This is a genomic window from Anaerohalosphaera lusitana, assembly GCF_002007645.1.
Classification (GTDB): domain Bacteria; phylum Planctomycetota; class Phycisphaerae; order Sedimentisphaerales; family Anaerohalosphaeraceae; genus Anaerohalosphaera; species Anaerohalosphaera lusitana.
In genome coordinates this window covers 3,009,580-3,031,991 of sequence record NZ_CP019791.1, presented here as the reverse complement: position 1 = coordinate 3,031,991, position 22,412 = coordinate 3,009,580, and the positions used below count along the sequence as shown (strand labels likewise).

General features: G+C 53.3%; 13 protein-coding genes. 3 read left to right on the top strand and 10 right to left on the bottom strand.

What is annotated here, in order from left to right:
* Positions 1–275: 275 nt before the first annotated feature.
* The gene (locus STSP2_RS12175; protein ID WP_146663037.1) at positions 276–1,310 is read left to right on the top strand and encodes a uroporphyrinogen decarboxylase family protein; all 1,035 of its coding nucleotides are present in this window, start codon (positions 276–278) and stop codon (positions 1,308–1,310) included.
* A gap of 81 nt (positions 1,311–1,391) precedes the next feature.
* Positions 1,392–5,150, top strand: a complete 3,759-nt coding sequence (locus STSP2_RS12170) for an alpha-L-fucosidase (RefSeq protein ID WP_146663036.1) — start codon at positions 1,392–1,394, stop codon at positions 5,148–5,150.
* 79 nt (positions 5,151–5,229) lie between these two features.
* On the opposite strand, the gene STSP2_RS12165 is transcribed toward STSP2_RS12170, so the two are convergent.
* From STSP2_RS12165 to STSP2_RS12145, 5 genes are all read right to left on the bottom strand, one after another.
* A complete protein-coding gene (locus STSP2_RS12165; RefSeq protein WP_169853185.1) occupies positions 5,230–6,006 on the bottom strand; it encodes a MipA/OmpV family protein in 777 nt (258 codons plus the stop codon).
* Positions 6,007–6,257: 251 nt separating this feature from the next.
* Positions 6,258–7,334: a CvpA family protein gene (locus STSP2_RS12160; RefSeq protein ID WP_146663034.1), complete on the bottom strand. Its 1,077-nt coding sequence runs from the start codon at positions 7,332–7,334 to the stop codon at positions 6,258–6,260.
* 21 nt (positions 7,335–7,355) lie between these two features.
* Entirely contained in the window at positions 7,356–9,008 is a 1,653-nt protein-coding gene (locus tag STSP2_RS12155; protein ID WP_146663033.1) for a GspE/PulE family protein, read from the bottom strand.
* Positions 9,009–9,055: 47 nt separating this feature from the next.
* Positions 9,056–10,192, bottom strand: coding sequence for a type IV pilus twitching motility protein PilT (locus STSP2_RS12150; RefSeq protein WP_146663032.1), 1,137 nt, complete (start codon positions 10,190–10,192; stop codon positions 9,056–9,058).
* Positions 10,193–10,425: 233 nt separating this feature from the next.
* Complete coding sequence (locus tag STSP2_RS12145; RefSeq protein ID WP_146663031.1) at positions 10,426–11,916, bottom strand: magnesium transporter; 1,491 nt, start codon at positions 11,914–11,916, stop codon at positions 10,426–10,428.
* 215 nt (positions 11,917–12,131) lie between these two features.
* Between STSP2_RS12145 and STSP2_RS12140 the strand changes: the two genes are divergently transcribed.
* Entirely contained in the window at positions 12,132–12,779 is a 648-nt protein-coding gene (locus tag STSP2_RS12140) for a hypothetical protein (protein WP_146663030.1), read from the top strand.
* Positions 12,780–12,928: 149 nt separating this feature from the next.
* Here STSP2_RS12140 and STSP2_RS12135 read toward each other — a convergent pair whose 3' ends face one another.
* The 5 genes from STSP2_RS12135 to STSP2_RS12115 all read right to left on the bottom strand — a co-directional run bounded on the left by STSP2_RS12135 (position 12,929) and on the right by STSP2_RS12115 (position 22,061).
* Positions 12,929–14,212, bottom strand: coding sequence for a M48 family metallopeptidase (locus STSP2_RS12135; RefSeq protein ID WP_146663029.1), 1,284 nt, complete (start codon positions 14,210–14,212; stop codon positions 12,929–12,931).
* Between the two features lie 257 nt (positions 14,213–14,469).
* Positions 14,470–17,061 carry an alkaline phosphatase D family protein gene (locus STSP2_RS12130; RefSeq protein ID WP_146663028.1) on the bottom strand — a complete coding sequence of 864 codons (2,592 nt, stop codon included), beginning with the start codon at positions 17,059–17,061 and terminating at the stop codon, positions 14,470–14,472.
* 101 nt (positions 17,062–17,162) lie between these two features.
* Positions 17,163–19,808 (bottom strand): alkaline phosphatase D family protein, encoded by a 2,646-nt coding sequence (locus STSP2_RS12125; protein WP_146663027.1) that lies wholly within the window; start codon positions 19,806–19,808, stop codon positions 17,163–17,165.
* A gap of 123 nt (positions 19,809–19,931) precedes the next feature.
* Positions 19,932–20,486 carry a LemA family protein gene (locus STSP2_RS12120; protein WP_146663026.1) on the bottom strand — a complete coding sequence of 185 codons (555 nt, stop codon included), beginning with the start codon at positions 20,484–20,486 and terminating at the stop codon, positions 19,932–19,934.
* A 96-nt stretch (positions 20,487–20,582) separates the two neighbouring features.
* Positions 20,583–22,061, bottom strand: a complete 1,479-nt coding sequence (locus STSP2_RS12115; protein ID WP_146663025.1) for an aldose epimerase family protein — start codon at positions 22,059–22,061, stop codon at positions 20,583–20,585.
* Between the last annotated feature and the right edge of the window lie 351 nt (positions 22,062–22,412).

Sequence of the window (22,412 nt, the reverse complement as noted above, 5' to 3'; positions counted from 1 at the left end):
GGCAATAGCACCTGCTGGCAGGGGGATCGAGGCACAAAGCCACATCATGACAGTATCTCACACGAATTATGCGCATCACAATGACCTGTGTTTTCACTTCTGTATCATTGTACTCTTCCATCACAGAGAATGCTGCATTCAGAAGCGTTTTTCTATTTAAAAATGAGTCATGGTTTGATATATTTTCTCCTGGTATTTAACCCCCCGTAACCTGACCCATTAAAATTGGACTGAATGGGTGTTTTCGTGCTTGTATTCTTGAAGGGATCGGTATTTTGACTCAAAAACAGTGGGAAACGCTGCTTCGTACCATCAACGGCGAGCTCATTGAGCCCATGCCCGTTGGTTTCATCATTGACAGCCCCTGGCTGCCCGAGTGGAACGGAATTGACAAACTGGAATACTTTACCAGCGACACCGCCTGGTTCGAAACGAACCTCCGTGCGGTTAAAGAGTTTCCGGATGTCCTCATGCTACCCGGCTTCTGGGCTGAATTCGGCATGTGCACAGAACCCTCCGCCTTCGGTGCCAAATGCTCTTGGTACGAACACGAACTGCCCTACGCAGACAGAATAATCAGCGGCCCCGAGCAGATCGATGGTATCAAAAAACCCAAAGCGACTGCCGACGGCCTCGCACCGTTCGTACTCAAAAAGCTCAAAAGGTACGAAGACGATATCCAGAACCAAGGCCACGCTATCCGTTTCGCAATCGCCCGCGGCCCCCTGAACATCGCATCTTTCCTGATGGGCGCGACCGAGTTTCTCATGGGCCTGCGCACCGACACCGACCGCATCCACAGGCTCCTTCGCATAGTAACCGACTATACAAAAGACTGGCTTTTGCTGCAGAAAGAACAGTTCAACACCATAGACGGCATCTTCCTGCTCGACGACATTGTCGGCTTCTGCGGCGAACCGGATTTCAAAGAATTCGCCCAGCCCTACCTCACCGAGCTGTTCAACTGTTTCGATGCCTCGGTAAAGTTCTTTCACAACGACGCAGATGGCTCCGGCTGCGCACCGCATCTGGCTCAAATGGGCGTAAACCTGTTCAACTACAGCTTCATGCATTCCATACAGCAAATGAAGGAATGGACCAACAACGAAGTGACCCTGCTCGGCAACATACCTCCCCGAGACGTCATGGCAATCGGAATGCCGGATGATGTCAAGATCGCCGTCGACACCGCCCTCAGCGATGTCCAGGACCGCACTAAAATCATCCTATCCTGCGGCGGCGGAATGGTGGGCGGAACACCCAGCCGGAACATCACTGCTATGACCGAACAAGTAGCGAAATTACAATAATGCAGCATTAGAAGTGGACCTCAGCGGCCTCGTCGGCTGACTGAGTAATGGCGAGTAATTCTTAATGTAAAAGGAGTTTCAATGAGAACGTTCAAGAAGTTTCTTGTAACGGCATGTCTGGCCCTGACGTTCGGCCTCACGCATGCGCGTCAGGTCAAACCATTGACCGGACAATGGCAGTTCATCAAATCGGATGTCTCCGTCAAGGATTCAACGAAGGACACAATTGACGGCAAATCCTGGCAGACCGTCACCGTTCCTCACACCTGGAACGCCAAAGACGCCCAGTCCGGCGGCGAATACTACACCGGCACAGCCTGCTACCGCAAAACAGTCGATATCCCTGCCGACCTTAAAGGCAAACGCATCTTCATCCGTTTCGAAGGCGTAGGACAGGTCGCCGATGTCTACATCAACGGCAAAAAAGCAGGCAGCCACAAAGGCGCATACTCCGCCTTCTGCTACGAAATAACCCCCGGCGTCGAGTTCGGCCAGACGAACACAATTTTCGTCAGAGCCAACAACGAACCGCGCCCGGACGTCATCCCAGTGAACCACAACCTCTTCATGGTCTTCGGCGGCATCTACAGACCCGTCTCACTCATCATCACGGATGACATTCACATCACACCGACCGACTACGCATCTCCCGGAATATACATCCGCCAGAACAGTGTTACCGAAGAAAAGGCGGACATCACCGTCACAGCTAAGCTCAAAAACGACAACATGGCCTCCCGGCAGGTCCAAATGAGGACCATCGTCAAAGACGCCCAAGACAAAGTCGTTGCCACCAAAAGCAGCGACCTAACCCTCCCCTCGATGGTCGTTAACAGCTACAAGCAATCGCTGACCGTCGAAAACCCGACCCTCTGGCACGGCCGAAAGAACCCATATCTCTACAGCCTCACCGTCCAGCTCACCAGCGAAGGAAACGTCCTCGACGAAGTAACCGAACCACTCGGCCTGCGATACTACAGCATGGACAAGCAAAAGGGCTTCATCCTCAACGGCGAGCCTTACCGCCTTTATGGCGTCTGCCGTCATCAGGAATGGAAGGACCACGGCAGCGCCCTTACCAATGAACAGCACAAAACCGACTTCGACATGATCTACGACATAGGTGCGACCTCCATCCGCCTGGCCCACTATCAGCAGGCCGAATTCGTCTACGACTACTGCGATAAGCTCGGCTTCATCATCTGGGCGGAGGTTCCCTTCGTAAACACCTGGAAGGGACAGGAAGGCGAAAACGCAAAGCAGCAGATCCGCGAACTCGTGCGGCAGAACTACAACCACCCCTCCATCTTCGTCTGGGGCCTGCACAACGAAGTCTACGGATCCAGCACCATGTCCTACCCGGTGCAGGTCACCAAGGAAATGCACGACATCGCCAAAACCGAGGACCCCGACCGCTTCACAGTTTCCGTCAGCGGTTACGGCAGCCTCAAACGCCCCATGGACTGCCACGCCGATCTGCAGGGCAACAACCGCTACTTCGGCTGGTACTATGGTGCACCTGACGGCCTCGGCCCTTGGATCGAGGGCACACGCAAGGTACGACCGGACACGCTCGTCTCAGTCAGCGAGTACGGTGCAGGCGGAAACCCCGACCATCAGGCCGAAAACCTGACAAAAGCGAACCCCATCTCTGGCCAGTTCTTCTCCGAGCAGTACCAGGCCATGATCCACGAGGTCCAGTGGGCTCAGATCGAAGAACACCCCATCGTATGGAGCAGCTACGTTTGGAACATGTTCGACTTCTGCGTGCCCGGCTGGAACCGAGGCGGCGTCAAGGGCCTCAATCACAAGGGCCTCGTCACCTACGACCGCAAAACCAAAAAGGCCGCCTTCTACATGTACAAGGCAAACTGGTCCGACGACCCAGTCCTCTACATCCGCGACAAACGCCTCAAAGAACGCACCAATCCCGCAGCGGACATCGTGGTCTATTCCAACCTCAAAGACGTCACTCTGACTCTCAACGGCAAGGACTTCGACTCCGTCAACCCGGACCACTGTGTCTTCACTTGGCAGGACGTCGTACTTGAGTCCGGCAAGAACACCGTAAAAGTCACCGCAACTCGCGACGGCAAAACCTTCACAGATACCTGCACATGGAACGTCGATCCCTCCAAAGCCGACCTCGGCAAAGGTGTGATCGCAAGCAGCTCAGAAACCAGCAAGGGCAACATCGCCCGCAACGCTGCCGATGGAAAGACCAATACCTACTGGAGCACAAACGAACGGAACCCCTGGATCCGCTTCGAACTCAAAGAGCCCAAAGAAGTCGACGAGATATCCATCCTCTGGTACAATAGCAGCGAACGCGTCTATCCCTTCGAGATCGAGACTTCTTTAGACGGCCAAACCTGGAAGCAGGCTCTCTCCACAAAGAGCCGCAGCGAAAAAGGTTTCGAAACGTACAAATTCGACCCCGTCAAGGCGAAGTACGTCCGCATCAAGGGGCACGGCAACAACAAAACCGCCTTCACCGCTATGTACGAGGTTAAGCTGGACGGTCTTGCGCCGGTCGGTGACGCCGAGCTAGATAAAAGTGCAGGCGACACCCAAAAAGTCGAAAAGGACAAGTACGAAACATGGGTGCGCCGCACCGACTCCGCCGCCGAAAAATGGCGCGACAACCGTTTCGGCCAGTTTATCCACTGGGGCATCTACTCCCTGCTGGGCGGCGAATATGACGGCAAAACCTATGATTACGCTGCCGAATGGATACAGGTATCCGCCCGCATCCCCGGCGACGAATACGCAAAACTCGCCAACGAATTCAACCCCGAAAAGTTTGATGCCAAACGCTGGGCAAAACTCTTCAAGCAGGCAGGCGTAAAATACGTCGTCATAACAACCAAACACCACGACGGCTTTTGCTTGTGGGACAGCAAGTACACCGAATTCGACATGGCAAGCACCCCGTACGGCAAAGGCGTCCTCAAGGAACTCGCCGACGCCGTCCGCGCAGAAGGCATCGACATGGGCTTCTACTACAGCATCATAGACTGGAACCACCCCGACTACAAGTACGCCATCAAAAGCGACGCGGACCGCAAGCAGTATCGCCGCTACCTCGACTACATGAAGGACCAGCTAACCGAACTCATGACCGAATTCGGCGAAATAAAGATCCTCTGGTTCGACGGTCGCTGGGATCCCGCCTACAAGCAGAATCCAGAGTACGGCATAGAGATCGAGGCTCACTGCCGCGAGCTCAACCCCGACGTCATCATCAACGACCGCGTGCGTGCTTACGACAGCCTCGCAGACTACGACGCACAATACGAACGCCGCCTCCCGAACACCGAAAAGCTCGCATCGGTCGACTGGGAAAGCTGCATGACCATCCCCAAGAAAACCTGGGGCTACCACAAAGCTCCCGGCGACTGGAAAAGCTCGAAGACCATCGTCGAGATGCTCGCAAAGTGCGCATCGCACAGCGGCAATTTCCTGCTCAACATCGGCCCCAAGCCCGACGGCTCCATCCGTGAAGAAGAGGCAACACGCCTCAAAACTGTCGGCGAATGGATGGACCGCAACGGCCAGGCCATTTACGGCTGTTCAAAACCGGACGACCACCTGACTTTCAGCAAGGGCATCCAGCTCTCGGCCAAAGACGACAAACTTTTCGCAATGATCTTTGACGCCGATGTTGACAAGGTGACGATAGAAGGCATGTACAAAAAGCCCGAATCCGTCGTCCTGCTCAGCAGCCCTGACGCAAACTGGCCAGCATGGGATTACTCAAACGGCAAGCTCACCATCGAATTGCCCGAAAAACAGCTCGATCCCATAGCACCGGTCTTCCAGATCACTCTGGACGATTAAGCGATATAAGTCGCTGACCAAAAAGAAGGGCGGGTGCACCCAAAGCATCCGCCCTTTAAATTGCGTTGACATCCATCATCTAAAACTTATACATCGCTCCCAGCACCGCGGTAAGCTTATAATGCTGTCCCACGATAGGGCTGTCCGTGATCTCCCCGTCAAACCACTCCGCCGATACAGAGCTGAAAAGGTTCCACTGATCGTTCAGCGGATAATCCACACGCAGCGATGTCAGCAGACCCACCGTGCTGCCGACCTCATACGCAGGCCGAAACCCTCTCGCCTCGTCTGCTTCGACACCGTAATAATGATCATTGAGCTGCTTGCTCCGCCAGTTCACTCCAACCGTCGGCAGCATTCGAAGCCCTTCGACATCAAAAGCGTTGTTAAACCACCGATTCGCCAGCAACTCGATCTCATGCCCCTTATGTTCGTTTAGTACATCCGACGTCCATTCAGCGGTCACCCGCCCCCAACCGAAATACTTCCGCACCGTAAGCCCCGCCTCCAGCGTCGCGCGTCTCTCCCCCATGCCCCGCAGCACCCGGCTGTCATCGTCCTCGTACCCTTCGTTCCTCATCTGAGCGGTCGCCCCAACCAGCAGATCGTCCTCTTCGTAATGCAGCACATACCTCGCCCTCGGCCCGAATATCGAAAAGCGTCCCTCCCTGTAATAAACAGCCGGGATCGGCCACACATCCGTATCAACTCCCTCCTGAGCCTTATCAGAGATAAGCACGCCGGGTCCCGCCTGGAAAACCCTGTCCTCCCTCTCAACAGTACGGATTGTCTCACCTGCTCCGGATCCTGCAAACAAAACCACTCCCATCAATATCACATACGATTTGAAACTCATTTTAATGCCCTCAATAAACCCCGTATTGTTGGTTAACAAAATAAATCTACCACACAATGGATGATATGCAAGCGACTTTTTTTCGGCTATCTGAACAAAGCTGCAATTTGTCGTCATCTCATGAATTGCACTGCACTGCACAGCCGGATAATAACTGCCGCAACCTGCTCAACTCCACCATAGCGCATAGAAAAAGGGCGGCCCATCGACTGCCCTTTATGATTAACTGTTAGATCAAGTGACTATTCATGTCATTCCTCGGCCGCATCTTCTCCTGATGTGTCCGCCGGCATCGGCTCATCATCGCCCTCACTTGCAGAGGGAACCTTCTCAATTGTGTTCTTTTTGAATTCTACCGCAAGCGGCCTGCAGTTCGATGGAACCTGATACGCCAGATCGATCCACGCGATCTTCTGCTGACTCTTGAAATCGTTGGGAGCGAATTTGATCACTTCGTCGAGATCGATCTTCTCATCCCTCGACGCTGGCCAATTCTGCTTCGCCGGCTTATATGCCTTCGGATATAGAATGCTCGCATCAGAAGGATCGGTCTTGGAAACGCATACAAGTCTCATCTGTGCCGGAGTGAATGCGACATATTGATTTTCCTGTCTCGCGCCGCCGTCCTTCACGCTGCTGCCCTTGATTCCAACTCGTATATGCGTTCTCGCCGGGCCCGTGCCAGAGTCGATCCGCTTGACCCCGTCCTTCTCGATCGTTATCGCATCCCTTGCTGCGATCGTCATCACATCTTCGCCTGTCTTTCGCCTGCTCAAGTGAAGCTGATCGACAAAGTCCGCGTGATAAACGCCAAAACTACGCTTAGCGCTGAACGACCCGCCTGACGTCACATTAAAAAGTTTTGTTACCACCACATCGGCATTCAGCAAAGTACTTTTAGGCTGAGAAACATTCAGTGATTCGCCGAACCGGTCATAAGGTATCTTCGGATGCAATGGTGTCATTGCAAGAGCGACGATCAAAGTACCTGAAACTATGATCCCCACCAACGCTCCGCACACTATCGCCGACACCACTCTCGGAACCCTGCCGAACTCTATATTCGCACCGATCATAAAGTCCGAAAGAATACGAGCCACTGCAAAAGTGATCGCGAACAAAAGGATAAAACAGCCGGGCTGCGCCCATTCAACCCCGTAACCCCGCGATATCAGTGTCTCGGCAAGCGGCTCATAAAACCCAAACGCTGTGATCAATGCTATCAACGCAGAAAGCAGCGTTGCCACCGATTTCAACAGCGAATTCTTCAGATAAAACTGTGCGACACAAAGTATGGTTATCAGTGGTATTGCTATATATGCGAACATATCTGTCTACTCCCTGTTTTACTAAGCCTTTTTGGCTTTCTTGTTGGACGCTGAAGAAAATTCCCGTATAACCTCGTTGATGCTCGTAATTCCGTCGGTCACTTTCTTTATCGACTGCTCCTGAAGATAGAGCATGCCGCTCTTGCGGAAGATAGCCGACATCTGCTGCAGCGACTCTGCCTTCTTGCACTGTTCCGTGATCTCATCAGTCAGCAGGATCGTCTCATAAATGCCCGTTCTCCCGTAAAAACCAGAACCCTGACAGTGCTCACACACGATAGGCTTACCGTGCTTGTCATATTCAACCTCGCCTGGCCTGTAAAGCAGCTTCGCATCATCGCTCGACATATTGAATTTCTTAAGCAGCGCCTTGTTCGGCTGATACGCCTGTCGGCATTCCATGCACAGCTTCCTGACAAGCCTCTGATTTATGATCGCTACCAGGTTATCAAGCAGAACATTCTTGTCATCAGCGATCTTCAGAAACTGTCCAAGTGCGTTCACAGTACTCGTAGCTTCAACGGTCGCATGTATTATCCGCCCAGATTTAGCCGCTTCGATGACGATCTTGGCCGACTCCGCATCGCAGTCCTCGATACCGATGATCTTTGCACCCATGCGGTATATCGAGCGGAACTTTTCCGAATATTTCTTCGTCTTGCGATCCTCTTCCGTGTATTCGTGCTGTGTGATATTGTCCAGATCGACCGCAACCTCTTTTTCAAGCGTATTGATGTCGTTGAGGAACGGATCGTGATTCTTCATCAAAGCGTAGAACGTCGTCGTAACACCGCTCTTTTTAGGGCCCGAAGTGATAACCAGCCCGTGATCGATATCCCGAATAGTCTTTACTTCCTCTAGCTGTTCTTCTGTCAGCCCCAGCTCTTCCAGCTTCATCAGGTTATGCTGCTCGATCTTTTTTATGCGAAGCTGTTCACCCGCTGTCGAGCCCGCGGTCGTCACCTGGAACTCATATTCTTCCCCGTCCTTCTTTATGCTGAACGTGCCCGTCTGAGGCTTCCTCTTCTCCTCGACATCCAGATTGCATATCTCCTTGAGATATGGGATCATGTAATCACATTCTTCCTTGTCACGCTCAGGCTGTTTCGTAGGCTGACCGTCAATGACATAGATCAGTTTGTATTCCTCAGGCCCCGGCTGAAACGCTACCTCCGTAGCTCTTCGCCAGATTATGTCTTCGAACACCTCGCATATCGTAGCATGGCCGAAAGACTCAGGCGACTTTGGCTTCGGAAGTGGAACCGTATTGTCGTTCGAAGTTATCAGCTCCATTCCTCGGCTCGCCTTGAGAAGCTTCTTCTTCTCATCAACGAACAACCCCTTCAAATGGTGGGGCGATAAAACCTTCTCAAAATCAGCCACCAGCGAGTTGCGGTGCATGATGTAAACCAGAGTGGTCCCGCCAGTCGCTAAAAGAAAAAGCAAAAAACCGATAATAAACAATGGCACAACCAGCCACAAAAGCAGTGTTGCAAGACCGACGAAAGTAATTGAAGACGTCCACATGGAAGTGTTCGTCCGCACGGCCTGTGAATCGGTATGTACCCAGTTTATCAGGGGCATCCACGCGAAAAACATGGCTAGAAATACCAGCAGCTTCCAGATTGAGATATAGCCGCCGTAACCGACAGGTGCTGCAGAAAGAATATCCATAGATTGCTCCGAAACTTACTATGCCCTAAAAATTGACACGTGTCTTTTTACATGATGCCGCCCGAAGACGCTCTCACGCCCTTAAGCGCCATCTTGAGCTCTTCGACGTTTGGTGCGCATCTCAATGCTTCCTCAAGCTCAACCCATTCGCCGGCAACCAACTTCTCCAGGCTGTCCGTAAAGTCCTGCATACCCTCACCCCGGCCGCCTCTGATCGCCGAAGGAATGTCATTTTCTCTGCCTTCAGCGATGAGCTTCTTCATCGTCGGGTTCGATATCAGTATCTCAACGGCAGGAACTCGTTTCGCATCAGGCTTGATGCCCTTGAGAAGCTGCTGGCTGATGATCGCACGCATGGTATTTCCGAACGTCGACCTTGCCAGCTCACGCTCTTCCTGCGGGAAAAGGTCAAGGATACGCTGAACCGTCTGTGCTGCATTGGACGCGTGCAATGTTCCAAACACAAGGTGACCCGTTTCAGCCGCACGCATCGCAGCCGTGATCGTTTCATGGTCACGCATCTCACCGACCAGCACCACGTCCGGGTCCTGACGCATAAGAGACTTCAACGCAAGATCAAAGTCCGCAACGTCAATACCGATCTCACGCTGGTTCACCGTTGCCTGGTGGTCCTGGTGCAGATACTCGATCGGGTCCTCGATCGTTACAATATGACATGGGCGATGTCTGTTGATATAATCCAGCATCGACGCGATAGTTGTACTCTTACCACTACCGGTTGGCCCCGTGACCAGTACGATGCCGTCATGCGACTTAGCCGCCAGGTCCTGAACCACCTGAGGCAGATTGAGTTTCTCAAAAGGCGGGATATCGCCGGTAATATGCCTTGCAACCAGACTCGTATATCCCCGCTGCCTGAAGATATTGACCCTGAATCGGTCCATCGGACCCACCTGGTGAGCAAAGTCGAAAGCACCGTGTTCAAGGTAAAACTGCTTCTGGTTCTCCGTCAGTATCTCGAATACCAGCGCCTCCATTTTCTTCTCACTCAAAACAGCCGCCGGAATATCCTCCAGCGAACCGTGAACTCTCATGCGAGGCTTGAGTCCTACCTTGAGGTGAAGGTCACTTGCCCCTTCCTTGATCATGTAGTTGAATAGCCTGTCAATGTCCGGTTTTTTGTCCGTAAATTCCTTATGCTCTATTGGCTGACCTTTGGCCATGATCTGTTCCTTTTTTGCTAGCTAACAATTCGAAAAACACTGAATTTTCGGCTATTCTTTTTCGGGGTGGTCTCTTACTGCCGGGATGTTCAGCTAAAGACTGTCATTATAGCTTCCCCGCCGTGTATGTCAAGACGCTTTATTGTCTCTTAAAGCCCGCGAATAAATAGCCGACCTATATATTTTCTTTTTCTAAGTCACGAAATAGTATGCAATTACAGGAATGCAAGTCTTCACACCAGATGTCGTACCAGCAGCAGAGTCAGGCTCAGATAGATCGTCGCGCTGATCGAGTCGTTTGCTGTAGTCACTAAAGGTCCTGAACTGATCGCCGGGTCCACCCCTATTTTACGGAAAAGGAAAGGCAAAAACAACCCCAGCGTCGTCGCAACCATGATCGCAGCGAACATCGCCACCGAAAACGCCCCTACGATCCGAAGATGTGCACTCATATCCGTACCTATCCGGCCATCGCTGCCAGCGTCCGGCTCTATCTCACCATCTGCTCCAACAGCGACCTTCGAGCCCGGCCCGGTATTCTGAAACAGTTGCGGCATCATGTACGGTAGAAGCGTAGCAGTTAGACACCCGATGACCCCGCAAGAAAGCGCAACCAGCGCAGCAACACGAACTTCACGGGCGAAAACCTGCCTCAACTCCAGCGCAGCCAGGTCTCCCGTCGCCAGCCCCGCCACAACTATCGCCGAAGTCTGCAGCCCCGCATTGCCGCTTATCGCCGCGATCATCGGGACAAAAACATACGCAGTCGTGAAAATGAAAAGCATCTCCGGCGTCTGGCTGAAAACACCCCGAAAAGCAAGACCTATTATTGCCGTTATCGTCGTCCCCGCCAGGCACGGCAGCAGCCACGTCATCCGAACACCCGCCGCATGAACCACAGAAAAATTCTGCAGCTCAGCCGCATCCGTACCCGCCATCGCGTAAATATCTTCCGCCGCCTCTTCCTCTGCCACCTCGATGATTCGGTCAGCTGTAATACGACCGACCAGCCGATCATTCTTATCCAGCACCGGTACGACGATCAGCTCGTTCTTTTTGAAGATGTTGCGTACTTCTTCCTGATCATCGTCTACATGCACATGTATCGTGTCGGTCTCAACGATGTCCTTGACCCTGATAGTCTCCGAGCGAGTCAGCATTGTGCGTATTCTGACGTCACCGATGTATTTTCCCGCCCGATCCACCACAAAGATCGTGAAAAAATCCTCATCTATCTCTGAATCCTGGATCTTGTTTATGGCCTCCTTGATGGTAGCGTCCTCATAAACGCTCACCAGCACCGGGTCCATGATACCACCCGCCGAGTCCTCCGCATACCGCATCAGCCCCCGGATCCTGCGTGCATCTGCAAACGAAAGATGCGACAGTACCGGCGCCCTGCGGTCCTCTGGAAGCTCACCCAGCACGTCCGCAGCATCATCAGCGTCCAGCTCAGCTATGATATCGATCAGTCGATCCTCGGGCATCAGGCAGAAAAGCTCGTGCCGAGTCGCTTCATCGACCTTGACGACCACGTCAGCCGCCGTTTCGATATCGAGCAGATCGAGCAGTTTCAGCCGCCTCTCAGTGTCGAATAATTCAACCACTTCGGCGATTTCACTGCTGCGGTGCTCCTCGAGCAGGGTGGAAAGGTCCTGTTGGAGTTCATACTCCAGCATGCCCTGAACCTGCTCGACGAATTGTTTCTGTTCGTTCTCAGCCATACAAAACTGCCGCTCTCAAAGTTAAAGGGATATTGACGAACCGGATTGTGAGCCTGTGCATGTAGACACAACACATATTAAACCCTAATCAGGGCTTCTCGGCAAGGATAAGTAAAAATATCTTGCCCACAGATTACACTTTACGTAGTATGACCCAAAGCATATAATAGCAAGGATTGTACTTTTGTATTGAAACCGTTTCTAAAGGTGTGTAAATGAGAAAAACACTCTTAAGCGTATTGTTTATAGCAGTTTGCGTCAGTATACCCGTCGGGCTTTGCAATGCCTACCCTAAACCCGCAGTAGTACAGGATTTAGACGAATGGACTCTGGACGTCCAGTTCGATCAGCCAAAGCAGATCGTCGTCGACCTGCCAAACGTCGGAAAACAGAGATATTGGTACACGATCCTCACCGTCACCAACAACACCGGCTCCGAAGTGCCTTTCTACCCCCGTTTTGAGCTCATGACCGACACCTTCCAGGTCATTCCCGCAGGCCGAAAATACCGACGAGGCGTATTCGCTCAGATCAAAAGACTGAACCAGGGCAAATACCCCTTCCTCGAAGCTATGGACGACATCGTTGACCACAAGGTCCTCGCCGGCGAAGACAACACAAGAGACATCGCGGTCATCTGGCCGGACTTCGACCCCAACGCAAAGAACGTAAAACTCTTCTTCGGCGGATTCAGCAACGAAACAGCCGTCGTACAGCACCCCACAAAACTAAACGAGCAGGGCGAACCCGCCAAAATACACCTCCAGAAAACCCTCGAACTCAACTACAGCATAGGCGGCGACCCATCCCTGAGATCACAAGCAGGCCTGGCCTTCAAAAACAAACAATGGGTAATGCGATAAAAACCCAGGAACGAATTATCATCGGCAGGGCGACAACCTCCACAATTCATGGCCGGGACTAAACTAACCGCGTGATTAAATCGCAGGTCGGCCCGTGACCGCCATTTGGACAAGATCATTCGTCTGATGTCGCTGCTCTAATAACCAGCCTATTTCTTCAACGCCGACTTCCGTCCGCATCGCGGACACTTCACCGCTTGCCGGTTATAGTTCGGCGGTATCTTCATCTTCAGCCCGCACCCGCACGTCAGTATCGCAAACCCGTTCGCGATCCGTATCAGGTCTCCGATCTGTCTGTGCTGCTCTTTCGCAGTCTTGGCAGGCTCCTCTTCTGCAGACCTTGCCGCCGCTGCGGTTGCAGCGCCCGCCGCGCCTCCCATCCCTGCAGCAGCTCCCACAGCCTCACTCGCCTCACGCAGTCCAACCTGCTCCTTATCCTCCCTCAGCGACGCCGGCATCCCGTCACCTGACCCAACCGTCTGGCTGTACGCATCCGAATAGTCCTTGAACGACGCGCCACGCGACATGGTCCGCAGTATCTTCACCCGCTCCTCGATCGGCGGATGCGTACTGAACAGTGAACCCCTCTTCTTAGCACTTAGCGGATTCGAAATATACATCGAAGCAGTAACCTTGTTCACCGCCTCCACCGGCTGCGCATTGCTCGATATCTTCTCCAGCGCACTCGCCAGCCCCGCCGGATACCGCGTAAGCCTCGCCGCACCCGCATCCGCCAGATACTCTCTCCGCCTCGACAACGCAAAATAAAGTATATTCGCAAACACCGGCGCAAGTATCGCCGCCAATATCGCTATCACTATCATCAAAAGCTGTCCCTGTGCATTGCCGTTCGATCGTGACGAATACCGTCTCCCTCCCGCAAACGCCCCGTAAAACGTCGACCGCAGCAGCAACTGCGACAAGATCACTATCGTCCCCAGCATTATCCCCGCCAGCGTCACGAACAGAATATCCCTGTGCAGAATATGGCTCACCTCGTGCGCCACCACACCCTGCAGCTCGTCCCGGTTCAGCTTCCCCAACAGCCCAGCCGTCACCGCCACACTAGCCGACTTCGGCGAGCGACCCGTAGCGAACGCATTCGGTGCCGGATCCGGAATAATATAAACCTTCGGCATCTTAGGCAGCGACGCGGCTATCGTCATCTCCTCCACCACGTTCCACAACTGCGGATGCACCTCAGGCGTCACGGGTTTGGCCTTGCTCGCCGAAAGCAGTATCTGATCCCCCGACGAAAAACTCACTATCGTAAGCACCACCCACAGCCCGCTCGCTGCCGCTACCCCGTAATACCCTCCCTTTGGACCAGCAAGCAGCATCCCGATAACATACCCCAGTCCCATCAGAACAACCGCCATCGTACCCAGCAGTATGATCGAATTTCTCTTGTTCGCTCGTATCTGTTCCCACATATCGGAACCCTGACAAATCAAAATAACATGAATTAGAACATCCGAATTGCAATAGATTCTAGCTTCCCCAGCCGAATCTTCAAGCGAATTCACCGCCGAACCTTACAAACTGCTCAATTAGCTCCCGCCGTAATTCGGTCATTCCTTCTTAGCTTCCCGCCCCTGTTTTGTTCAATTCTGCATATTCATGCAAAAAAAACTGGATAGCCGCTTACGACTACCCAGTTAGAATGCCCGTCTAAGTTGAACAATGATTATTAAAAGGCCAGCTCTACAACAGATGACCCTTCCTCGCTCGTAGCCTTGAGATCGTTGAGCACTTCTACCTGTCCCTCGTCCGGCTGCGATACGATCACTGTATACTCATCATCCGCATCAAAAACCTTCGGCGAAAACTCATTACCCTTGATCCGCACCGTATACACGATCTCCGCAAACTTCTCCCCGATCACCTGAACGACCGGATCCTTCGTCCCGCTGACCTTGATCGTCGGCAGATACGCCTCAGCCTCACGCCCGTAATTATCCATCATGTCGATCGTTCGCGGCCACCCCTCATACTGCGAACCCGTCGACTCATCCGTAGGATCGACATATCTCGGCCAGCATTCCATCGTGATCGTCCGCTCAGGCTTGTCAAAGTGTACGATCCCATACCCCGGACTCCTGTCGTGCAGCCTCGCCGGAAAAACACCCGATTCATAACCGGGATTTGCCGCCGCATACACATTGATCTTGTTTCCAAATCCGTCATGGAACTGCCCCGTATAATCCGGCAGACCCTCGATATGGTTCTTGCCGGGTTCGAGCGTCTTCCACGACCGCGGATAATAATTCGCAACCGAAGGCACACAGAAGCTCCACCCCGCATCGTCCCATTCATCTATCCCGTGATGTACGATCGACCCCAGGTGCTGATCTCCCGCGATATGAAAAGCGAAACCTTTGCGGATTTCACGTAAAGCCTTGTTCCTGCCATGCACCGGCCAGCCGTTGGAATCATGGTCAACTGAAGGCTTGTGCGGCTCATTCAATCTCGCTCCGCCGCCCCAGCCCGTATGAACGCACGCAAAGATCGTCTGACTCAGAACAGACTTCATCACGGTCCCGTTCGACCAGTCCGCCGCCCAATGCTGCAAAAACTCCAACTGCCTCTCACCAAGCAGCTTGATCTCCGTCGGATCGCCCAGGATCACCTGTTCGCTTTTTTCGCCCGTCTTGAACTTCCTGTCCTCGATGATACCGAAACTCACCCCGCCGACGTTCATATCCGTATAATACACCCCGATTCCCTGCTCTATCGGCGTTGGGTCGAACGGATCCGGGAAATGGCTCGTCTGAGTCGCTTCAACAGCTTTCACGAACTCCGCAGGCATCGTGTATCCGCCCCGGCTCTGCCCCCGAATTGGCCTGCCGCCTTGTCCCCACAAGTTCCCCTGAAACACGTCATGATCATCCGGTATACAGACGCACGGTATATCCTTCGCCAGATCACGATATGCCCAGCACCACAGATACCACTTATAAAGATAGTCCGTGATCGCCTTATCCAGCGGATTTCTCACTGCATGCGTCGGACTGCCGTACTCGTAAACCTGATCCCCGCTGAAGAAAAGCAGGTCCGGCTGCTGCTTCGCAACATTCGCCGTCATATCCTCATGCGGAAACCACAGCGTCTCCTTGGTCCACTCATAAATGCCCGACTCCATCCCCCGCGCCATGTTGTGATTGCCCGTGAACGCCGCCACAGTCACCGTGTCCTGATCTGCAGGATTTTTCGCGATCGTACCCGACCACGTATAAGAAGAAAGCGAACCTTCCATACTCGGCATCTCATATACAACACGATACTGCGTATCCTCGCCAGGCTCAAAATTCGCAACCTTGAAAGTCGCCGTATAACTGGGAATATTGATCTGCGTCTTACTCAATGTCTTCCAGTCGCCGTTCTCGCTTATCTGCAGCAGAACATCCTTATTGCCACTCTCCGAAACAGGCGTAAACTGCGCCGTCATCTTCAAAACACCTTTCGAAAGCGTATACTGCGTACAAGCGATTGGCCCGAACGCTCTCGACGCATCATGCCCGACCTTGCTCCCGCTGACCTGCCATTCGTCAAACCAGAAGCTGGCGAAATCCCTCTTGGTCCCCGGATGCGAAACCAGCGCAATCTGTCCGCTGAACCCCTCAGACGGTATTCGCTCAGCCTTCACAACGACAACCTCACCGCTCGCATCATCACTCGCAGTCAGTTCGATCGAATACCCCGAATCGGTAGGCTTTGCTGACAGCTTCAGCACAATATCCTTAAGCGATGCCAGACTTCCTTCGCTTTCAGCTATCAGACAGGCACTCTTATCAACGGTTCTCTGTCTGCCTCTGCCTTCCCATTTCGCCTCGCTGAGATCGTGAACGAACAGTTTCCCTTCACCGTTGATGCCCGCAAAATACCCGCCGTTCGGTCCGTAACTGTTGTGCACGAACGCTGCCGAACGATGGTCGATCCCGCCGCCCGCAGCGATCAGAAAACCCGCAGCTCCGTCCGCCGCCACGCTGTTCCCGCCTTTAAGCAGCCCAGCCTTGACAGACATCTCAACCGTACCTATCCCCGGCTCAATATAGTACGTCAGCAGATGCAGCGTCCGCATCGCCTCACGTTTACTGGCTTCAACGCATTCGATCCGCCCGTTTGCTACCTGCCAGTCCTGCAGCCGATTAGCCCAGAAGTCCGGCCCGGCCCACACTCGTTCCTGTCCTTCTTTCCAGTCGGCCGTAAAATCAGCCGCACTGACGATCTGTGAAACACAGAATATTAGTGTAATTGCAAAAACATAACGCCTGATTTTCATGTTCACATCCTTTCGAATTGAAAAAAACGCCCGGCCGGTACATTGTAATCTCAATAACCGAACCGGGCTTTTATCGTGAAAATTAAGTTTCTAAGTGACTTCTAGAATTTTATCTTAAGCAATCTTTGTTCTGCTTTGCGCCCTGCCTTGATCCCCGGGAACGAGCGAAAATCACCATCCGCCGGCTCACCAACCATGATCGTATAAGACCCGCTCTCATATACAGGCGGCGACCATCGCGTACCCTTTATCCGAACAGCGTAAACCGCCTCCGAACTGCTCTCGTCAACAACCTTCACAACCGGATCATCCATTCCCGTCACGTCAACCGTCGGCAGATACCCCCACGGCGTCCTGTCATTATTGTCAAACTGGCTGATAGTTATCGGCCAACCCGGATACTGCTCCCCGCCCTCAGACGGATCAGACAACCTCGGCCACATCTCAATCTTGATATCACGCGACTCCCGATTGAATCTGACGATCCCATAACCCGTCGCCCGGTCATAAAGACGCGACGGCTTCAAACCAGTATACGTCGGATTCGACACAGCATATACCGTTATCTTATTGCCGAACCCGTCCTCGAAATCGCCCGTATATCGAGGCTCACCAGGTATCCGGTTCTCACTAGGTGTCTGCGGGTACCACCTCCTCGGCCACACATTCGAAACCGACGGAACGCATACAGCAAACCCTGCGTCACGATACTCATCTATCCCGTACTCGATCGTCGAACCCAGATGCTGATCACCCGCAATATGGAACGCAAGCCCCTTGCGAATCGCCCGCAGCGCCTCGTTCCTGCCCCTCTGAGGCCAGCCGTTCGAATCGAAATCGCTCACCGGCGCATCGTTCGGCGGATACTCTCCTTCGTCCAGAATACGCAGCCGCGGAACCGCAGCATCACTCATCTCGTCCTCCGGCAGCGTCGCCACGTTCGCGAAGATCGTCTGGCTAAGCACACACTTCATTCTCTCCCCATGCGACCAGTCCGTCGCCCAGTCGTTCAAAAACGCCAACTGCCTTTCACCCAGCAGCTTCGCGCCTTCGATATCCGCTTCCTTCTCCGCATCAAAGTCAGGATTCTGCGGCCAGCCGTTATATATCTCCGCCTTAGGCAGCATATCACGCGGTGCCGACTTGAACTTCCGATCCTCGATGATCGCAAAGTCAACCCCGCCGTAAACCATATTCGTATAGTAAACACCGATTCCCTGCTTCACCGGCGTCGGATCGTACGGATCAGGCAGATGGCTCGTCTGCGTCCTCTGCACCATGTTCACCCACACAGGCGGCATCTTGTAACCGCCCGCATCCTGCGCCTTCGCACCCCACGTGCCTTCCGGCGTCGCCTTACCGCCCGCACCCCAGATATTGCCGTGATACACATCATGATCATCCGGGATCGCAACGGAAGGGCGGTCCTTCAGCAGATCCTTATACGCCCATCCATACAGATACCACTTGCGCAGATAATCCACAGCCGCCTTTTCCAGCGGACTCGTCTGGATCCTGTAACCTCCGACTCCCTCGTAAATCTGATCACCGGAAAAGAACAGAACATCCGGATCATGCCACGCAACCGACTTCACGAAATCATTGTTCGGAAACCCCAGGTCGTTATTACCAGTAAACCCTGCCACGACCAGATTTTCCTTGTCCTTCGGATTCTCCCGAACCTCACCCTCGAAATAAACTTCCTTCTCCGTGCCGTCCGTCTGCGTAAACGTATAAGCCACCCGGTAGGGCGTGTCCTTCCCGTCGTTCCAGTCTTTGACCTTAAACTCAGCCGTCCTCGAAAGCGGATCCATCTCAGCCTCCGCTACCGTCTGCCACCCCAGCAGCCCCTTCGTCTGCAATCCCACCTCCTGCGATTCACCCTCCCCGATCGGCGCCATCTGAGCAGTCAGGTTCAAAACGTTCTCGCTAAGCGTATACTGACTCCACAAGATCGGCCCCCACGCACGCTGCGGATATGAATCAACCTTCGTCCCCGCAACTTTCCAGTCTGCAAACCAGAACAGCACATTACCGCCTCGCCCCGTACCCTGACGAAATCCCCAATTCCCGTTGTCGATCGTCGGACGCTTCTCCGGCATGTCCTTTACCTTGCCGTTAGAACATACCAGTGCAACCCCGCCGTGCAGCCAGTCCGCAGCCACGTCATCACGCTTGGCCTGCGAAAGCTGCTTACCATCCTTATCCGTCGCCGTCAGCGTAACCTCATAAGCATCCTCGCTCACCGGGGTCGCTTCAAGTGTAAGCGTTATATCCTGGAAGGGCGGCTCAATTTTTTTCACCGTTTCATCATACCTGCCCACGAACAGCCTGCCGCCCGTGTACATGCCCACACGAAAACCGTCACCCCGCACCGCGCTGTCGCGATAATCGTCAAATTCGCCTTGTATGCCCGTCTTGAAGCCGACATATCCTTCCGTCAGCTTCTTGCCGTCCTCGTTAAGCCGCCCGATCGTCACCGACATCTTCAGATCGCCGGGCCGCGAATCCACATGCCGCGTCAGCAAAAATACGTTCCGATCACCGCCGCTCTGAACACATTCGATCCGCCCGTTCGCAACACCCCAGTCCTGCATCGGGTTCGACCAGTACACCGGCCCAAGCCACGTCCGCTCCACACTATCATCGAAATCACTGGCAAAAGGTGTAACCCTCGCCGCCTGCCCGAAAGTGATCCCGGCACATACAAACGCTGTTATCACAAAAAGAATTGCACCACGTTTCATACTCAGCTCTCCTTAGCCAGAAGAAATCTCAAATTGACCTACCCGCAAAACATATTCAGCAAAGCCAAATCTATGTTTTGAAATGGCTTCTAAGGCAAGGCTCAAAACTATCTTAAAACTCTCTTAGAAATTAACCTTAGGCGCCTGCCGCTCTGCCTCGTTTTCGATCTCGAAATAGTCCCGCTTCTTGAAGTTGAACATGCCCGCGATGATATTCGAAGGGAACATCTCGATCTTGTTATTAAAGAACATCGCCTGGTCATTATAGCCCTGGCGCGCAAAAGCGATCTTGTTCTCCGTGCTCGTCAGCGTTTCCTGCAGCGAAAGGAAGTTCTGATTCGCCTTCAGATCCGGGTAATTCTCCACAACCAGCATGAACTTGCTCAAAGCGTCGTTCAACTGTCCCTCAGCCTTGCTCGCCTCGGACACGTTGTTTGCGCCCATGGCCTTGCTCCTCGCCTCCGTGATCGCCTCGAACGTCTCACGCTCGTGCTTCATGTAGCCCTTAGCCGTCTCCACCAGGTTCGGTATCAGATCGTGCCTTCTCTTCAACTGCACATCGATCTGCGACCACGCGTTGTCCACCTGGTTCCTCAGCCGCACAAGCGAGTTGTACGCCGCGATCAGGAAGATGATCAGAAGAACTACTACGCCGCCGATAATAAGCCATGGTAACATTCGAACTCTCCTTAAATAGGCACCTTAGTGCATGTTTTTGCCGCTATTTTTCAGCAAAATAACAAATTTTTTCTAGAAGCGGTTTCGAAACTGCTTCTACATCTTCGTGCCGAACTTGAACACCGTCTTTTCTTTATACACCTCACCAGGCCGGATGACCGTAGAAGGAAACTCCTCATGATTAACCGAATCCGGATAATGCTGCGTCTCCAGGCAAAACGCCGACCTCGGCCCATACGCCGCGCCTCCCTTGCCCTTCACCGACCCGTCCAGAAATTCCGCCGTATAAAGCTGCATCCCCGGCTGCGTCGTATAAACCCTCATCGTCCTCCCCGAGCCCGGCTCATATACCTCCGCAACCAGCCCCATCTCACCCGGCGCCTTGTTCAGTACCACATTATGATCGTACCCGCCGATCGCATCGATCCTCTCCCCGATCTTGTGCGGCGAAGTGAAGTCCAGCGCCGTCCCGTTCACAGGCTTCACCTTACCCGTAGGCACATTGTCCTCATCCAGCTCCGTATACATATTCGCATGCATCACCAACTGATGCCCGCAAATATCCCCCGCATCGTGTCCCGCCAGGTTCCAGTATGTATGGTTCGTCATATTCACCGGCGTCGCCTTGTCCGTCCTGCCCTCATACGCGACCACCAGCTCATTCTCGTTGTTAAGCGTATAAGTAACGCTCACCGTCAAATTCCCCGGATACCCCTCTTCTCCGTCTGCACTCGTATACTCAAACCGCACCGACGCTTCATTTTCCTTGGTGACCTCTTCCGCATCCCACACGACCTTGTCAAAACCCTTGATCCCGCCATGCAAATGGTTCGGCCCGTTGTTAACCGCCAGCTCGTACTCCTGCCCCTCCAGCGTAAACTTGCCCTTCGCTATCCGATTCGCAACCCTGCCGACCGTCGCCCCAAAATACGGCCCGTTCTGCTCCATCCACCCCTCCAGCGTATCAAACCCCAGCGTCACATCCGCCCCCTTGCCGTCCCTGTCCGGCGTCTCAACCGATACCAGTATCGCCCCGTAATTCGTCACCTGAGCAGCAACGCCGTTCTCATTCTCCATCCGGAAAAGATAAATGTCCTCGCCGTCCCTGGTCTTGCCGTATATCTGTTTATTTACGATCATCGTATTTCCTTCCTCGTCTGTTGACGCATCAGATTCGCATTCGTTACAGAACATATCACGCAAAAGTTTAACCACCCGGTGCTCCTGATCGAACGAAACAAGAGATATGATATCGCGCAGCTCCCCCCGGTCAAACCATAAACCATGCCCGGCAGGGCACTTATCGATCAATAGCCTGCCTTTACCCTCCGCCTCGTCACCCACAAATATCTTCAGCATCTTTTTCAGGCAGATAGGGCACCTGCGATGCTTTTCCTTCACCTTTTTAGCCTGGCTGAACGAGTCCAGCAGCTTCTTCGCCTTTCCGCCGTCATCCAGCAGCATCTCCAGCTCCCCCGCATCCAGCCAGATCCCGCTGCACTCCCCGCAATAATCTATCTCGACCTCGTCGAGCTCCAGAGTGATCATGGCCTCTTTGCAAACCGGACAATCCATTGTTGAAATCTCCCTACACAGTTTTCATTTCACCGCATACGCAATGCCCCGATCCCACGATCCAGCCTCATCTCAACTTGGACCCGCGTGCCGGCGTCTGGAGATTATAGTCCGTATTTGAACACTTAGCAAGCGCGATCCGGAAATTCACCCCAGCCCCTCTCAAACCCTCCAGACCGTCTCTCGCAAATCCCCGCCGGCCATTCATAACCGGTTTTACCAAAGTGTTTTATGCCGTTATTGTACTTGACACGACGCTTATTACTGCACTATCATAACGCAAATTGACGTAATTATCTGACAGTTTTGACATTGAACCCTAACGACGTCGGCCTGTGCAGCCGGCTCAGC

What these genes read in the sequence shown, in the direction of transcription:
- STSP2_RS12170 (WP_146663036.1), top strand. Translation starts at nt 1,392, where the DNA reads ATGAGAACGTTCAAGAAGTTTCTTGTAACGGCATGTCTGGCCCTGACG.
- STSP2_RS12165 (WP_169853185.1), bottom strand. Translation starts at nt 6,006, where the DNA reads ATGAGTTTCAAATCGTATGTGATATTGATGGGAGTGGTTTTGTTTGCA.
- STSP2_RS12160 (WP_146663034.1), bottom strand. Translation starts at nt 7,334, where the DNA reads ATGTTCGCATATATAGCAATACCACTGATAACCATACTTTGTGTCGCA.
- STSP2_RS12155 (WP_146663033.1), bottom strand. Translation starts at nt 9,008, where the DNA reads ATGGATATTCTTTCTGCAGCACCTGTCGGTTACGGCGGCTATATCTCA.
- STSP2_RS12150 (WP_146663032.1), bottom strand. Translation starts at nt 10,192, where the DNA reads ATGGCCAAAGGTCAGCCAATAGAGCATAAGGAATTTACGGACAAAAAA.
- STSP2_RS12145 (WP_146663031.1), bottom strand. Translation starts at nt 11,916, where the DNA reads ATGGCTGAGAACGAACAGAAACAATTCGTCGAGCAGGTTCAGGGCATG.
- STSP2_RS12140 (WP_146663030.1), top strand. Translation starts at nt 12,132, where the DNA reads ATGAGAAAAACACTCTTAAGCGTATTGTTTATAGCAGTTTGCGTCAGT.
- STSP2_RS12135 (WP_146663029.1), bottom strand. Translation starts at nt 14,212, where the DNA reads ATGTGGGAACAGATACGAGCGAACAAGAGAAATTCGATCATACTGCTG.
- STSP2_RS12130 (WP_146663028.1), bottom strand. Translation starts at nt 17,061, where the DNA reads ATGAAAATCAGGCGTTATGTTTTTGCAATTACACTAATATTCTGTGTT.
- STSP2_RS12125 (WP_146663027.1), bottom strand. Translation starts at nt 19,808, where the DNA reads ATGAAACGTGGTGCAATTCTTTTTGTGATAACAGCGTTTGTATGTGCC.
- STSP2_RS12120 (WP_146663026.1), bottom strand. Translation starts at nt 20,486, where the DNA reads ATGTTACCATGGCTTATTATCGGCGGCGTAGTAGTTCTTCTGATCATC.
- STSP2_RS12115 (WP_146663025.1), bottom strand. Translation starts at nt 22,061, where the DNA reads ATGGATTGTCCGGTTTGCAAAGAGGCCATGATCACTCTGGAGCTCGAC.